The following is a 13,836-nucleotide window of genomic DNA, read 5'->3' as shown; positions in this document are numbered from 1 at the left end:
TCACGGAGGAGAACATCATGGACACCCCAGCATGGCGCACCATGACCGCACTGGGCCTGGCCGCCGCCCTCACCGGTGCCGCCGCCCCCGCCGCGCACGCCAGCATCACCGCCGACGTCGACGACCGGGAGGAGCAGAATGACCGGGACCGCCGCGAGGACCGCGACGTGCGGACCGAGCGGCCTGACATCACCCAGGATCCGACGGACTCTGACGAGGGCGAGCTGCTGCTGGTCCTCGACGCCTCCGGATCCATGTCCGAGCCGGACGCCGACGGCACCACCAGGATCGAGGCGGCCCGGGAGGCCCTGCACCAGGTGGTCGACGGCCTCGACGAGGACCAGCAGGTCGGCTTCCGCGTGTTCGCCGGTGAGGTCACGGACTACACCGACCCCGCCGCCTGCGAGGACTCCGAGCTCGTGGTCCCGGTCGGCGCCGACAACCGTGCCGAGCTGCGAGACGCGATCCAGGCCTATGACGCCGTCGGCGGACGCACTCCCTTGGCGCACGCGCTCTCCGAGGCCGCCGGCGACCTCGGCCAGACCGGCCCGCGGACCATCGTGCTGGTCTCCGACGGCGAGGAGAACTGCGTGCCGGACCCCTGCGAAGTGGCCGACACCATCGCCTCCCAGGGCGTGGACGTCACCATCCACACCGTGGGCTACCACGTGGAGGAGACCGCCCGTGAGCAGCTGCAGTGCATCGCCGCCGTGGCTGACGGGGAGTACTACGACGCCGACGACGTCGACTCGCTCACCCGCACCCTGGAGCGGGTCTCCGACCGGGCCTTCGAACCGTTCAGCCTGATCGGCGAGGAGGTCACCGGTGGAGAGAACTGGGGCGAGGCTCCGCAGCTGGAGACGGGCCACCAGTACGTGGACACCCTGACCGAGCACACGCTGCACTTCAGGATTCCCCGCCAGCTGGAGAACTCCTCGGTCCACGTGGGCCTGACCACCCACAATCCGCACGGCGACTCCGACTGGATCCGGATGGAGCTGGAGACCTGGGACGGCGACCGCTGCGACCGGGAGACCATGTCAGGCTTCCACTTCGCCACACTGAACTTCCTCGGCACCGCGCAGGTCAGCGGATACCGGGACCCGGAGCGCGACGCCGGGGAGGACCCGTGCGGCGAGGCCGACGAGCTGATCCTCTCCGTGGAGCAGATCGGAGACCCTGCGGAGGCGGAGACCCTGGGGCAGGCCTTCGAACTGATGATCTACGAGGAGCCTGAGGCGCTGAACGTCGCGGATCTGCCCGCCGAGGCGGAGCGCGGCGAGGTGGAGTGGACCGACATGGGCCGCGACCCCCGGGGCGCCCAGGACGTGGTCGGCGGCACCTCGTTCAACCACGCGCCGATCCTGGAACCCGGCACCACCTATGACGGGGACATCATCCCCGGTGAGGCCCTGGTGTTCCGGGTGCCGGTGGAATGGGGTGAGCACCTGCAGGCCGAGGCCTACTTGGAGGCCCCGGACATGGAGACTGCGGAGAAGTTCTCCTCGCTGCGCACCAGCGTGGGCATCCTCTCGCCGAACCGCGGGATGGTCGACTACGACTCGGGCCGCACCGGCGCCCAGCGTTCGGACATCTTCCAGGCCATGACCCAAGAGGTCCGCTGGCACAACCGCGTGTCCTCGACCTCCGGGATCGCCGCGACGGACACCGCCGGTCACTACTACGTGACGCTGGTGATGGACCACACCGACGACGGCGCCACCTTCAGCCTTCCCTTCCGGCTCACGGTGGACACCTTCGGCGACTCCGGTGACGGCACCCCGGAGTACGCGGGGGACCCCGAGGAGCTGCGACCGGGGCGCGACGAACGGGAGGACGAGCAGGAGGACGGGCAGGCCTGAGGGAGGGTCGCTCACGCACCCGACCGCACGCTTCGTCCACGTGACGGCCCCGGGCCGGGAGGAGGCCCCTCCTGGCCCGGGACCGCCACCAGTAGACTGCACGATGAGGGTTCCTGACCTCCGGTCCCCGAGACCGTGCCGTCGACATGCCGCCAGAGATGCCGACCCCACGATCGAGGGCACCACCCGGGGAGGACGCCGTGAGAGGCCGCCACACCGCGACCGGTCACCAGGACCCACCGCACCGCACCGTCGAAGAGGCCCGGGAGATGACCATCAGAGCCCCCTACCGGACCATCGCCGCCCTGGGCGGCGCCCTGCTGGTCATGCTGCTGCCCGGCCCTGAGGCCGCTGCCGCAGGCGAGGAGGCTGTGCGGGAACCGGTGCAGGAGCAGGTGCAGGAGCCGGTCCTGCAAGGTGAGGAGATCACCGGCGGATCCAACCCCGGCGACGCCGTCGCGCTCAGCTCCGGCACCCAGTACCTGGACGAGTTCACCACCGGCACGCTCCACTATCGGATCCCCCGAGAGGTGGCGCATTCGACCCTCCACGTGGGGATCACCACGCTGGGTCAGTCCGGCGACGGCGACCAGGTGCGGGTGGAGATGGGCACCTGGGAGGGCGATCTGTGCGCCTCGGACACCATCTCGAGCTCTGCCTCCGGGTTCCTGGACCATCTGCGCACCACCCATGTCGCCGCGGGTCCGCCCTTGGACGGAGGAGCCGACGGGACCTGCGGCTCCTCCGAGGAGATCGTGCTGACCATCGAACTCAACGCCGACCCCGAGGACGCCGTCAGCGTGGGCCAGCCGCTGGAGATCCTCGTCTATGAAGAGCCGCGACCGGTACGCCTGGGGGAACTGCCTCCGCCGGACGAAGGCTTCGACCATGACTGGCGAGACATCGGCCGTGACGTCTCGGGGGCCCTGGAGGTCGAGCCCGGCCGGTCCTTCGGCATGGCACCTGAGCTCGAGCCCGGCAGCACCTATGAAGTGACCATCCGACCCGGCGAGACGCAGATCTTCCGTGTGCCGGTGGACTGGGGCGAACGCCTCCAGGCCGAAGCGTTCTTCCCGGAGCCGGACGAACAGCGCGCCGACCGGCTCGCCGGGATGGGTTCGGTGTCCCTGGCGGTCACCAACCCACTGCGGGCGCTGGTGGACCATGACTCCGGCACGCTGAGCACGTCCTCCGCCACCCAGAACCGGGTCAACCCCGGTCCGGTCCGCTGGTTCAACCGGGAGTTCAGCTACACCATGCTCGCCGGGGACCACTACCTGGTGGTCACCGCAGATGAGCACGACGCCTCCGAGAGCCTCTCCCTGCTCTACCGCCTCACCCTGGACACGTTCGGTGAGGCGGGCGACGGCGCTCCCGCCTACCCTGACGACTACGAGGGCGCGTGGCCGACGTTCTCCGGCGGCGAGGTGACCGCCGACGGGCCCGGCACCGGCGCTCTGACCAGGATCAGCGCGCTGGGCGACAGCACGGCCGTCGTCGCGGTCCTGGCCGTGGTCGGGCTGCTCCTGATCGGCTCCGGATCCATCGTGCTGGTCCGGGTGATCCGGGATCCCCGACCGCTTCCGGACGGAGCAGGGCCCGTCCCCTGGCAAGGACCAGCACCTCAAGGACCAGCACCTCAGGGACCAGCACCTCAGGGACCAGCACCTCAGGGACCAGCGCCTCAGGGACAGCAGGTCTACGGGGCCGGACCGTATGGCCAGCCGCCGTCCTCTCCGAGCCGCTATGGGCAGAGGCCCGACGACCACGGGCCTCCCGCCGGCGGTGCCGCACCCGAGCCGCCTCCGTGGGGGCCGGGTCCTGAACGGCGCTGAGCGGCACTGCCCGGCGCTGACCCGCACCGGCCTGGACCGGGAGTGACGGGTCAGGTCAGCACGATCCAGAAGGTGAAGAGCAGCACCAGCAGGCCCAGCAGGATCAGCCCCAGGGCGATCCCGATGCCACGGAGCCGCGAAGGGCGCTGAGGCGCCCCACCGCGCGCCAGGGGGCTCCCCCCTGTGTGTGCGGACAGGCTCGCCTCCGGCTGTCCGCCGGTGTATTGACCCAGCTCCGGCTGCGGGGATCGCGGAGGCAGGCCGGAGTTCGGGCTGGGGCTCGGACCTGTAGCCGCTGTGGGGTTCGGCGTGGGACTGGGTGCGGGGTTGTGTCCAGGGTTCTGGGCGGGGTCCTGTCCGGCTGGCCGGGTCGCCGCAGGCGCTACCGGTCGAGCCGGTGCGGAGCGACGGTCGAGCATCGCCGTCGACGCGTCCTCCGTGGCCGCGTCCTCTGCGCCTGCGGCGGCGCCCTGCGCGGGCTCAGGCTCGCTCGGTGGGGGCCCTGGGACCGCGGCCCCGTGCCCGTCGACCGGGCCGCGAGGCGTCCAGCCGGGCGGCAGCTCGGGGACCTGGTCGAAGACCTCGACCTCCCCGAGGATCCCCTCCAGCGGGACCCGGTCCGTGAACAGCTCCGACTCGGCCAGGGCCTGTCGCGCCGTCGTCGCGTCCTGAGTGCGGGCCGTGATGCTGGGAGCGGCCATGCGGGTGACGACGTCGACCAGTCTCGGTGGAAGCGGGTACGGCAGGTCCGCGCCAGCGAGCGCCTCGGCAGCCGCGGTGTCCTGGTCGGGACGCAGCCCGATGAGCATCTCGACCGCACACATCCCGGCGGAGTAGAGATCCGCCCGAGGATCGGGGTCCCACCCCAGGCGCAGACATTCCGGCGCCAGATAGCCGGGCGTGCCCAGCGCGTAGGGCCCCTGGGTGAGACGGGGCTCGTCGATGCCCGCGGCGATCCCGAAGTCGCCGAGCCACAGCTGGGGCCGGTCCCGTCCGGTGGCGTCGAGCAGCAGGTTCGCCGGTTTGACGTCCCGGTGGACGAGTCCCTCGGAGTGGATGGCCTCCAACGCAGCGAGCAGCTGGTCCAGGAGCAGGGCCACCAGGCGGGGCGGCAACGGCCCGAAGTCCCCCACCAGTGTGGACACTGAGCCGCCGCGGATGATCGGCATGGTGAACAGGACCTTGTCGTCCTCCCCCGCCCATCCGGTGGGGGCCAGCACATGCGGGTGGTCCAACCGCAGGCTCTGTTCGCGGATGAAGCGCAGCAGGGAGGTGGCATCCACCTGGCGGAGGACCTTCGCGGCGCAGTAGGTCTGCCGTCGGTGATCCCAGGCGCGCCAGACCGTGCCGACGCCGCCTTCGCCCAGCGGGTCGACGAGTTCGTAGCGTCCTGCGAAGACATCCCCCATCGGGGCCAGTCTAACGACGCACCGACCGTGCGGCGGGCAGCATCACCCCGACCATCACCTCGTCAGAGGCCGGGCTCCGATCCGGGCAGCGCCCAACGCAGGGGGTTCGCGTTCCAGGAGTTGCCCACGGAGAGCAGGACGCGTCCAGAGATGTAGCGGTCAGTGGACCATTCCAGCACCCTGCCGGCCGGGTCCCGGGAGACGCGCCGGTGCATCAGCAGCGCCGTGCCGCGGGAGACGCCCAGCATCGCCGCGTCGCGGGCCTTGGCGCCTTCGGCACCGAACATATGCTCCGCGTGGCTGAAGTGCACCCCGTGGTCCTCGGCCAGCACAGCCGTCACCGAGGGAGTGTCCTGGGGGATCCGCTCCACGATCTCACCGAGCCACTCGGGGTAGTGGGTCCGCTCGAGCATCACGATCTCGCCGTCCAGCGAGCGAAGCCGCGTGATCGCCAGAACCCGCTGGCCCGACCGGGCCTGCAGCAGCACCTCGTCCATCTCAGAGGCGATCAGCCACCGACTCTCCATGACCTGTCCTCCGGGCTCACGGCCTTGGCCGCGCGCCCACTGAGCGAAGCTGTGGAACTCGCCGAAGCTGGACGGCTGGCGAGGGATACGCACCACGGTCTTGGGTCTCCCCCGTGTGCCGTCGACGGTGCCCTCGGAGACCAGCTCCTTCAGGGCGACGCGCACAGTTCCGGGTGAGACCCCGAAGCGCTCGCTCAAGACACGTTCCGACGGCAGCGAGTCACCGATGCCGAGCACGCCGGTGCGGATCTCCTCCCGCAGCGCCTCCGCGATGCTGGTGAAGGCGAACCCTGCCATCTTCCACCCCTTCCCTGTGCTGGTCAGTGCCTGTGCTGGTCAGGGCCCTGCGCTGGTCAGTGCCCGTGCTGGTCAGTGTAGGCCCCGCAGGCCCTGGGCGGATTCGTCCGCCGTTGTTCATCCGGCGTGCACCATACCGCTTCCCGCACGCCACTTCCACTAGTGATCTTTGACTTGACTTCGCCGAGTTCACTAGTGAACATGGTGTCGTCGACGCCGACGATGTGCCCCGAGCCACAGGCCGGGCCCGGCGACCCCGTTCACTCGACACCTCCGACGAAGGGCATGGAACTTTTCTGATGCGCACCCGAGACCTCACTCTGCTCAGCACCCTCACCATCACGACGCTCGGCCTCGCGGCCTGCGGAGGGGACGGAGGTGAGTCCGAGTCTTCGGCGACGTGGCGAGACGCCAGCACCGTGGAAGACGGCGGCGGCATGGATCAGCTCATCGAGGACGCCCAGGCCGAAGGCACGTTCAACGCCATGGGCCTCTACGAGGACTGGGCCAACTACGGCGAGCTGCTGGAGGCCTTCTCCGAGAAGTACGACATCGAGATCGTCAACGACACCTCCACCGGCTCCAGCCAGGACCTCATCAATGCGGTCGTCAACCGCCAGGGACAGGACAATTCGCTGGACTACCTGGACACCGGGATGAGCTTCGCCCAGCAGGCCGCTGCGGACGAACTGCTGGCCGGCTACACCCCGCAGACCATCGACGACATCGACGAGGACCTGCGCTCCGGCGACGGCACCTGGATCAACCACCTGGGCGGAACCATCGCGATCGGCTGCGACACCTCCCGCGTGCCCGACTGCCCGGAGGACTTCTCCGACCTGCTCGACCCCAAATACGCCGGCCAGGTCGCCCTGTCCTCCGACCCCACCGCATCCGAAGGGGCGTTCATGATCGTCCATGCCGCGGCGGCAGCCAACGGCGGCTCCTTCGACGACATCGAGCCCGGGATCGAGTTCTTCGCCGAGCTCTCCGAGAAGGGCAACCTGGTGCCTGTCGAGGCCAACGCGGGCACCATCGAGACCGGCGAGACGCCGATCGTGCTCAACTGGGACTACCTGCTGCAGCCGATCGCCGACGACCTCGCCGAGGAGGCCGACATCGATCTGGAGATCCATCTCCCCTCGGACGGTCAGGTGGCCTCCTTCTACGCCGCCTCCCTCAACGACGACGCCCCGCATCCTGCCGTGGCGCGACTGTTCTTCGAGTTCCTGTTCTCCGACGACGGTCAGAACATCCTCCTGGAGGGCTATGTCACCCCGGTCCGTCTGGACGCCATGATCGAGGCCGGCACCGTGGACCAGGACGCCCTGGACGCTCTGCCCGGCGAGGGCGCCGTGGACGCCCCGCAGCCCACGCTGGAGCAGCGTGAGGCCAATCAGGCGATCGTCGACGAGCACTGGGCAGGTGCCCTCCGGTGACGGCCGGGCTCACACCACAGCGCTCCCCCGGGCCGCCGGCGTCGCCGCGGGCGGGCCGTCGGCGGGGCCGGGAGACGCTGGGGGCCCTGCGTCATCCGGCCACGCTCGCGCTCCTGCCCCTCGGCGTCCTGCTGCTGCTCTTCTTCATCCTGCCGATCGTCGGCATGGCCGTCATCGCCGTCACCGTCACCGCCGAGGACGGCAGCATCGGCGTCGGCGCAGACCACTTCCTGGCGCTGACCTCCGGGTCGCACTCCCAAGCGATCCTCAACTCGCTGCAGGTCTCCGCTGTGGGCTCACTGATCGCGGCGGTGATCGGGACTGTGACGGCCTTCTGCATCAGTCTCATCCGCTCCGCGGCACTGGACTCGATCGTGGCGGTGTTCTCCTCGGTGCTGGCCAACGACGGCGGCGCGCCCCTGGCGTTCGCATTCATCGTCACGCTGGGCAACGCCGGCCTCGTCTTCAGCGCGCTGAACCTGGACGCCACGGGCTTCTCGCTGTACTCCTGGCAGGGACTGGTGGTGATGTACCAGTACTTCCTCATCCCGACCATGGTCATGGTCACGTTGCCCACCTTCATGGGACTGCGCCGCGAGTGGCGGGAGGCCGACGCCGCCCTGGGCGGATCCTCCCGGAACTTCTGGCTCCGTGTGGGCCTACCCATCGCCGCACCGGCGCTGCTGGGCGGCTGGGTCCTGTGCTTCGGAGCGGCCTTCGCCACGCACGCGTCTGCGGCCGTGCTGATCGGTGCCGGCGGGTTCCCGCTGATCCCGTTGAACATCTCCTCCTTGCTGGGGCAGAGCCCCTCCAGCCAGCCCGTGGCCATGGCGCTGGGCATCACGATGGTGGTGATCGCCGTCGTCGTGCTGTTCCTGTTCAACCGGCTGCAGAGGAGGAGCGCACGATGGGTGCAGTGACCACCACGACCTCAGTCGCCCCAAGCGCCCCAGAGACCACAGGGACCGCTCGGACCTCAGGGCGCTCCCCTCGCGATCGGGCGCTGCGCGCCTCACGGTGGGTGCCGGTCGTCGCCGTTGCGCTCTACGTGACGGTCCCGGTGCTGTGCTCTGTGGCCTACGCGGTCCTCCCGGGCGGCAGCTTCTCCCTGGCCGCCTACTCCGTGATCGGCGATGACGCGTCCCTGGCTGCGGCGGCTGGACGCACTCTGGCGATCACTGGTGCGACCATCGTGACGTTGGTGGTCACGCTGGTGCCGGCCGTGGTGGCCGTCCACCTGTGGGCACCGCGGCTGCGCCCGCTGCTGGAGATCCTCTGCACCTTGCCGCTGGTGGTCCCCCCGATCGCCATCGCCGCCGGAGTCGTCGCGCTGCTCAGGGCCGGAGCCCAGCAGGGACGCGGCTCGCTGGGGAACCAGATCAGCCAGTTCCTGCAGAGTCCCGACCTGCCGCTGATCCTGGTGGGGACCTACGTGGTGCTGTGCCTGCCGTTCACGTTCCGCTCCATCGACGCCGGGCTGCGGACCATCCCGCTGAAGGCCATGGTGGAGGGCTCCACGATCCTGGGCTCGAGCATCTGGGGCACGATCTTCCGCGTCGTGATCCCCAACATCCGCGGGTCGATGCTCTTCTCCGTGTTCTTCGCCACCGCCCTGTGCTTCGGCGAGTTCTCCCTGGCGGCGACACTGAGCCAGCAGACCATCCCGGTGTGGCTCTACGACGTCTCCTCCCACGACTTCCGCGCGTCCATCGCCATCGCCGTACTGCTGAACCTGACCACCTGGGCGCTGCTGTTCGTCGCCACGCTCTCCGCCGACCGGTTCTCACCGGCCGCCCGGGCGGCACGGGCCGAGAAGCAGCTCCAGAAGACCACGACGAAAGCCCTCGCCTCATGAATGCCTCCGCGACATCCGCCGAGACCACCACATCGCGCGCCTCACAGGACGCCGGAGCCACCTCCGAGGTGACACCCTCCGGTACGACGACACCCGGCGTGACGACACCCGGTGGGACGGAGCCAGGCGACTCTCCGGCCTCCAACGAGGTGACCCTCACCGGAGTGTCGAAGTCCTTCGGTCCCACACCCGTGCTGCGCGAGCTGGATCTGCGCATCTCCGCCGGTGAGCTCGTGACCGTGCTGGGACCGTCCGGATGCGGCAAGACGACCGCGCTGCGCATCCTCGCCGGCTTCGAAAGGCCGACCTCCGGACGGGTCCTCGTCGGGGGGCGGGACCTGACCGGAGTTCCCCCGAACCGGCGCGGCATCGGCATGGTGTTCCAGGCGTACAGCCTGTTCCCCAACATGACCGTGCAGGACAACGTGGAGTACGGCCTGCGGGTGCGCAAGGTCCGCCGGGAGAGACGTCGGGCGACGGCGGCGGAGATGCTCGAGCTGTGCGGCCTGGGCGAGTTCGCCCTCCGGTATCCGCATCAGCTCTCCGGCGGTCAGCAGCAGCGGGTGGCACTGGCTCGCGCGCTGGCCACCCAGCCGGAGGTGCTGCTGCTCGACGAGCCGCTCTCAGCCCTGGATGCGATCGTGCGCACCCAGATCCGGGAGGAGATCCGGCGACTGCAGCAGCAGCTGGGCATCACCACCATGTTCGTCACCCACGATCAGGAGGAGGCGCTGGCCATCGCCGACCGGGTCGCAGTGCTCAACGCCGGGGTCATCGAGCAGATCGACACGCCCCAGACCGTCTATCGGCGGCCGGCCGGAGCGTTTGTGGCCCGATTCGTCGGCACTGTCTCCGAGCTCGGGGCGGAGCCGTCGTTCACCCACGGCGCCCTGCCCGCGCAGGCCCCCGGCCCCGGGCTGGACACCGTGTTCGTCCGCCCGGAGGATCTCACGCTGCTGCCGGAGGAGGAAGGGCGCTGCACCGTGGTCGCCCAGATCTACACCGGAGAGCGCACGGTCGTGCGGGCCGAGACGCCGGACGGAGTCACGGTGACCAGCTCCGTCTCAGCCGCAGAGGCCGCCGAACTTGTGCCGGGGACTCGCGTCAGTCCGCACCTGCTGTCCGCACCGGCGCTGCGGCTTCCCGCCGGCGCCGGTCAGGCGGCAGCATGACCGGGGGCCGACTGCGGCCGAGGCTGCGCCTCGGCCGCCCACCCCAGACCGAGGTCACCGCCGAGGCCGTCGTCTTCGACTGTGACGGGCTGCTGGTGGACTCTGAGTCCGTGTGGATGGATCTGATTTCCTCCTGGCTGCCTGATCGGGACGGGTCCCCTGAGTCGAAGCTGGAGAGCTTCCGTGGAGTCGGCGTGGACGACGCCGCGGCCCGGCTGGCGGACCTGCGGCACGACGGCGCACGTCCCGAGGACATCCAGGAGCAGCTGGTGGCTCGATACTCCGCCCTGCTGGCGGCCGGAGTCTCCCCCATGCCCGGTGCGCTCGACCTGGTGCGGACGCTCGCCGGGTACGTCCCGCTCGCAGTGGCCAGCAACGGGCTGCGCGCCGATGTCACCGCGATGCTCGCCGACGTCGGAATCCTCGATCAGGTCCAGGTGATCCGCACCCTGGACGACGTCACCTCCGGAAAGCCTGCCCCGGACCTGTACCTGGAGGCCGCTTCCGCGCTCGGTGTGGATCCCTCCCGGGCCATCGCCTTCGAGGACTCCCCCGCCGGTGCACGGGCAGCCCGCGCGGCCGGGATGACGGTGCTGGGCGTCAATGCCGACCCGGAGGTCACACTGGACTGCGACCTCCGCTTCACCGCGCTGACCGAGCTCACCGTGCGCGTGGAGGTCTCCGGGGAGAAGGATGGAGCCTGCGGCCCGGTGACCACCGCGTGACCACCACACGATGACGAAGCCCATCCGTGACCAGGACGATGAGACGACGAGGGAGATCCCTATGACCGAGACGACAGAGCCGGCGTCCGCCCCCGCCCCGCTGGCCGTGGAGACCGCCCGGCCCACTCTGCGGCTGATCAGCTGGAACCTGTGGTTCGGGGGCGAGAAGGTCCACGACGGCCGGCACAAGCAGGTGGACGTGCTCCGCAGCCAGGAGGTGGACCTGCTGTTCCTGCAGGAATGCTGGGGCGACGCCGGAGGACGTCTGGGCCGCACCCTCGGGATGACCGTGGCCCAGCAGTCGTGGGACAACGCGGTTTTGACCACGGGCGCCGCACAGCTGGTGGCCACCGACACCGCCCCGTACGCCACCGCTGCGATCGTGCGGACCCGGCTGGGTGAGGTGCTCGCCTGGTCGGTGCATCTGGCCCCGCGGGACTACGGCCCCTACCGGTCCGCCGAGCTGCCCGAGGGGCAGGACGCGGTCTTCGCCCAGGACGGCGAGGTGGCTCGTGACCAGCAGGCCCAGCGGATCCTCGCCGAGACCGACCGTCTCCTGGCCGAGCACGGCGAGATGCCGGTGATCATCGCGGGAGACTTCAACGTGCCGTCGCCGGTGGACTGGGACGGCGACGAGCGGCCCGACGTCGACTGGCCGGCGACCCGACGTCTCATCGAGTCCGGCTACACGGATGCCTTCCGCGCCGTCCATCCGGATCCTCGACTCGCACCGGGCCGGTCCTGGGCACAGATCCACACCTTGGCCGACGAACCCCGGGATCGGATCGACTTCATCTACGTGCGGGGCCTGTCCGTCCTCGCCGCCGACCACCTCGGAGGGGCGGCCGACGGCGAGGATGCCCCTGACGATCAGGGCTTCGTGGAGTACGGCGGGGTGTGCCGACACATCCCGGACCACGAGGACAACGAGTTCCCCTCCGACCACCTGGCGGTACGCGCCGTGGTGGCCGCGGGCTGAGTCCGCGGGGCCTACCGATCAGCCCGGGCGGTCAGGAGTGTGGTTCGGAATGTGCCCGCCGCGCCCCGCGCCACAACAGCCAGCCGAGCATCCAGAGCTCGGCAGCTGTCGCCGGCGCGGTCAGCGCGACCTCTGCCCCCTGCGGCAGCGTCGGTGCCAGTACGGCGATGAAGGCGTTGGCGGTGTAGAGGATCCCACCGAGGACCAGCAGCTGGGGCAGGACCCGCGGGGTCCAGCCCGAACGCCGCGCCACCAGCCCCATCGGGATGAGCCAGAGGCCGAAGAACACGTTGCCGGCCATCCAGAGGTTCTCGCTGATCAGATACAACGTCTGGCTGAACGCGGTGGCGGGGGCCGCCCCCGTGCCCGCAGACAGGACGAGATCCAGCGCGGTGGCCAGCATCGCAGCACTGGCCAGAATCGCCACGGCGTTGACCATGCCGAAGATGGCGATCGCCCCGGCCAGGAAGGTGTCCACCGCGCGGAAGATCCGGTAGAACCAGAGGGCGCACAGCGCCTGGGTGGTCGCCGTGGCCAACTCCAGGGCGACCCCCGCCCGGGCCAGCGGCTGCGAGTCGGCCACAGCGGCCATCGTCGCAGCCGGGTCCCCCGGGTCGAAGATCATCGGGCGGATCACCAGGAAGGACAGAACGCCAGTGACCACCAGCGCCAGATAGAACAGTCCGGTCAGGCGGGCGTCGGAGGGCCGGAGGCCGCCCGGCGGGGCCTGCCCTTCGGGGGGAGAACGGTGGGTCCTGAGGCTCTCAGTGGAACGTGCCATGACAGGTCCTCTCGGGGATGGTGAGGCGAGTCCGGTGGTCCTCCCGATCCTGCACCTTACACTGTAAGGTAGCGGTGCTGGGTGGGATCCCACAAGGGCTCAGCTCCTTGCGCGCATGGGTCCTTGCCCAAGGACCCTTCAGCTCAGCAGTTCCGTTCCCCAGCCGACGTTCGACCCAGCCCAGGAGGTGTCTCGCCATCGCTCGCCCGCCGCTGAGTCGCGACCGCGTGCTCCAGGTCGCCGTGCAGCTCGCCGATGCCGAGGGCCTCCCCTCTTTGACGATGCGGCGTCTCGCCGCGGACCTGGAGGTCGAGGCCATGTCGCTGTACCACCACGTCCGCGGCAAGGAGGCGCTGCTCGACGGGGTGGTCGAGATGGTGCTCACCGAAGTCGACGAGGAGCTGCCCTCTCGGCACGCCTCGAGCCCCCAACCCGCTCCGGAGGGCGAGCACGAGCCCCGAGGCTGGCGGTCGGCTGTCGCCTCCCGCTGCCTCACCGCCCGACAGGTGATGCTGCGCCACCCCTGGGCGCCCCAGCTCATCGGCTCACGTCCCACGACACCACCCGCCGTCTACCGGCACTTCGACGCGGTCCTGGCCGCCATGGTCTCCGACGGCGTCAGCTATCGGCTGGGGCACCAGGCCCTCCACTCGCTGGGCACGATGGTGCTCGGCTTCAGCCCGGAGCTGTTCACCCCCGGCACCCAGCAGACGCCCGACGACCCGGAGCAGGCGCAGCTGACTCAGCTGGCCACTGAGACTCCTCACCTCATGGCGATGCTGGCCTCGGAATCTCACTCCTCCCACGAGCCGTCCCTGGGCTGGTGCGACTCCCAGAGGGAGTTCGAGTTCACTCTAGGCCTGCTCCTCGACGGCCTTGAGCGCGCAGCGGCGGCAGACGACGTGCCCTGAACACGCCAGTGGCCCCGCACATCCACGATGCGCGGGGCCACGAA

12 protein-coding genes are annotated in these 13,836 nt (G+C 70.1%); 9 read left to right on the top strand and 3 right to left on the bottom strand.

Annotation, left to right across the window (positions count from 1 at the left end):
• Positions 1–17: 17 nt before the first annotated feature.
• Both SD455_RS07010 and SD455_RS07005 read left to right on the top strand, forming a co-directional pair.
• Positions 18–1,862, top strand: a complete 1,845-nt coding sequence (locus SD455_RS07010; RefSeq protein WP_070158414.1) for a vWA domain-containing protein — start codon at positions 18–20, stop codon at positions 1,860–1,862.
• A gap of 269 nt (positions 1,863–2,131) precedes the next feature.
• The gene (locus SD455_RS07005; protein WP_445507638.1) at positions 2,132–3,697 is read left to right on the top strand and encodes a hypothetical protein; all 1,566 of its coding nucleotides are present in this window, start codon (positions 2,132–2,134) and stop codon (positions 3,695–3,697) included.
• Positions 3,698–3,747: 50 nt separating this feature from the next.
• On the opposite strand, the gene SD455_RS07000 is transcribed toward SD455_RS07005, so the two are convergent.
• Together SD455_RS07000 and SD455_RS06995 are read right to left on the bottom strand one after the other, a co-directional pair.
• The gene (locus tag SD455_RS07000) at positions 3,748–5,106 is read right to left on the bottom strand and encodes a protein kinase domain-containing protein (RefSeq protein ID WP_445507637.1); all 1,359 of its coding nucleotides are present in this window, start codon (positions 5,104–5,106) and stop codon (positions 3,748–3,750) included.
• A 62-nt stretch (positions 5,107–5,168) separates the two neighbouring features.
• A complete protein-coding gene (locus SD455_RS06995; RefSeq protein ID WP_070159170.1) occupies positions 5,169–5,930 on the bottom strand; it encodes a GntR family transcriptional regulator in 762 nt (253 codons plus the stop codon).
• A 299-nt stretch (positions 5,931–6,229) separates the two neighbouring features.
• Here SD455_RS06995 and SD455_RS06990 point away from each other — a divergent pair, with 299 nt between their 5' ends.
• The 6 genes from SD455_RS06990 to SD455_RS06965 all read left to right on the top strand — a co-directional run bounded on the left by SD455_RS06990 (position 6,230) and on the right by SD455_RS06965 (position 12,100).
• A complete protein-coding gene (locus tag SD455_RS06990; RefSeq protein WP_445507636.1) occupies positions 6,230–7,369 on the top strand; it encodes an ABC transporter substrate-binding protein in 1,140 nt (379 codons plus the stop codon).
• Positions 7,366–8,289 carry an ABC transporter permease gene (locus tag SD455_RS06985; protein ID WP_085437813.1) on the top strand — a complete coding sequence of 308 codons (924 nt, stop codon included), beginning with the start codon at positions 7,366–7,368 and terminating at the stop codon, positions 8,287–8,289. Before SD455_RS06990 ends, SD455_RS06985 begins: the two co-directional genes overlap by 4 nt.
• On the top strand, positions 8,277–9,224 hold the full coding sequence (locus SD455_RS06980; protein WP_070161440.1) for an ABC transporter permease: 948 nt from the start codon (positions 8,277–8,279) through the stop codon (positions 9,222–9,224). The genes SD455_RS06985 and SD455_RS06980 overlap by 13 nt, the downstream gene beginning before the upstream one ends.
• Positions 9,225–9,322: 98 nt before the next feature.
• Positions 9,323–10,396 (top strand): ABC transporter ATP-binding protein, encoded by a 1,074-nt coding sequence (locus tag SD455_RS06975; protein WP_445507635.1) that lies wholly within the window; start codon positions 9,323–9,325, stop codon positions 10,394–10,396.
• Complete coding sequence (locus SD455_RS06970) at positions 10,393–11,121, top strand: HAD family hydrolase (protein ID WP_445507634.1); 729 nt, start codon at positions 10,393–10,395, stop codon at positions 11,119–11,121. The genes SD455_RS06975 and SD455_RS06970 overlap by 4 nt, the downstream gene beginning before the upstream one ends.
• Positions 11,122–11,182: 61 nt before the next feature.
• The gene (locus SD455_RS06965) at positions 11,183–12,100 is read left to right on the top strand and encodes an endonuclease/exonuclease/phosphatase family protein (RefSeq protein ID WP_445507633.1); all 918 of its coding nucleotides are present in this window, start codon (positions 11,183–11,185) and stop codon (positions 12,098–12,100) included.
• A gap of 31 nt (positions 12,101–12,131) precedes the next feature.
• Here the strand turns inward: SD455_RS06965 and SD455_RS06960 are convergent, their stop codons facing one another.
• Positions 12,132–12,881: a DUF4386 domain-containing protein gene (locus SD455_RS06960; protein ID WP_445507632.1), complete on the bottom strand. Its 750-nt coding sequence runs from the start codon at positions 12,879–12,881 to the stop codon at positions 12,132–12,134.
• 227 nt (positions 12,882–13,108) lie between these two features.
• On the opposite strand from SD455_RS06960, the gene SD455_RS06955 reads away from it, so the two are divergent.
• A complete protein-coding gene (locus tag SD455_RS06955) occupies positions 13,109–13,792 on the top strand; it encodes a TetR/AcrR family transcriptional regulator (protein ID WP_445507631.1) in 684 nt (227 codons plus the stop codon).
• Positions 13,793–13,836 lie beyond the last annotated feature (44 nt).

The sequence above is a fragment of the Nesterenkonia sp. K-15-9-6 genome (assembly GCF_052656005.1).
Note: the sequence above shows the minus strand (reverse complement) of the source record. Positions and strands in the feature narration are given on the sequence as shown.

Bases quoted from the DNA above. Each gene is read 5' to 3' on its own strand.
- SD455_RS07000 (WP_445507637.1), bottom strand. From the start codon at position 5,106: ATGGGGGATGTCTTCGCAGGACGCTACGAACTCGTCGACCCGCTGGGC.
- SD455_RS06995 (WP_070159170.1), bottom strand. From the start codon at position 5,930: ATGGCAGGGTTCGCCTTCACCAGCATCGCGGAGGCGCTGCGGGAGGAG.
- SD455_RS06980 (WP_070161440.1), top strand. From the start codon at position 8,277: ATGGGTGCAGTGACCACCACGACCTCAGTCGCCCCAAGCGCCCCAGAG.
- SD455_RS06970 (WP_445507634.1), top strand. From the start codon at position 10,393: ATGACCGGGGGCCGACTGCGGCCGAGGCTGCGCCTCGGCCGCCCACCC.
- SD455_RS06990 (WP_445507636.1), top strand. From the start codon at position 6,230: ATGCGCACCCGAGACCTCACTCTGCTCAGCACCCTCACCATCACGACG.
- SD455_RS06960 (WP_445507632.1), bottom strand. From the start codon at position 12,881: ATGGCACGTTCCACTGAGAGCCTCAGGACCCACCGTTCTCCCCCCGAA.
- SD455_RS06965 (WP_445507633.1), top strand. From the start codon at position 11,183: ATGACCGAGACGACAGAGCCGGCGTCCGCCCCCGCCCCGCTGGCCGTG.
- SD455_RS07005 (WP_445507638.1), top strand. From the start codon at position 2,132: ATGACCATCAGAGCCCCCTACCGGACCATCGCCGCCCTGGGCGGCGCC.
- SD455_RS07010 (WP_070158414.1), top strand. From the start codon at position 18: ATGGACACCCCAGCATGGCGCACCATGACCGCACTGGGCCTGGCCGCC.